The sequence below is a fragment of the Streptomyces sp. NPDC127092 genome, from assembly GCF_042722475.1.
GTDB lineage: Bacteria > Actinomycetota > Actinomycetes > Streptomycetales > Streptomycetaceae > Streptomyces.
The window spans coordinates 657-1,564 of sequence record NZ_JBHXFE010000148.1; the positions used below are offsets into that span (position 1 = coordinate 657).

Consider the following 908-nt stretch of genomic DNA (forward strand, 5'->3'; position numbering starts at 1 on the left):
GTCCTGGTCCATGAACGGGGTGAGCGGCTCGAAGGTGTCCGGGTCGAACGTGGGGTCGGCGTCCTCGCCCGCGTCCGTGACCATGCCCATGCGGGAGTGCTCGGCGTCCGGGTAGCCGGGCTGCTTGATGAGCCCGTGGGCCACGTCCACCCGGAAGCCGTCCACGCCGCGGTCCAGCCAGAACCGCAGGATGGAGCGGAACTCCTCGCGCACCTCCTCGTTCTCCCAGTTCAGGTCCGGCTGCGTGGTGTCGAACAGGTGCAGGTACCACTGGCCCGGGGTGCCGTCCGCCTCGGTCACACGGGTCCAGGCCCCGCCGCCGAACGTGGACTCCCAGTTGTTGGGGGGCAGCTCGCCGTGCTCGCCGCGGCCCTCGGCGAAGTGGTAGCGGGCGCGCTCGGGGGAGCCGGGGGCGGCGGCCAGGGCGGCCTGGAACCACGCGTGCTCGGACGAGGTGTGGTTCGGCACGAGGTCCACGACCACGCGGATGCCGGCCTCGTGCGCGGCGGCGATCATCTCGTCCGCGTCCGCGAGCGTGCCGAACCGCGGGTCCACGGCGCGGTAGTCCGCGACGTCGTAGCCGGCGTCGTGCTGCGGGGAGAGGTAGAAGGGCGAGAGCCAGATCGCGTCCACGCCGAGCTGGGCCAGGTAGTCGAGGCGCGAGGTGACGCCGCGCAGGTCGCCCATGCCGTCCCCGTCCGCGTCCGCGAAGGAGCGCGGGTACACCTGGTAGATCACGGCGTCCACCCACCACGGCGTGACGGGCCGGTTCCGGGCTTCCGAGGGCGGGGTGCTCAGGCGCTGCGTGGTCATGGGATCCACCCTAGGCCCGACGCCGGGGCGCGCGCCCCGCGTGGGCGGCGTCGGCGGCGTGGTGTGCGTCTCGAGCACCCGGGTCGGCCCCACCC

General features: G+C 73.7%; 1 protein-coding gene. It reads right to left on the bottom strand.

Annotated elements, in window-relative coordinates; genetic code table 11:
* Positions 1–813 (bottom strand): alpha-amylase family glycosyl hydrolase (locus ACFWJO_RS38155; protein WP_386872754.1); only part of this gene is annotated, 813 nt, incomplete at its 3' end.
* Between the last annotated feature and the right edge of the window lie 95 nt (positions 814–908).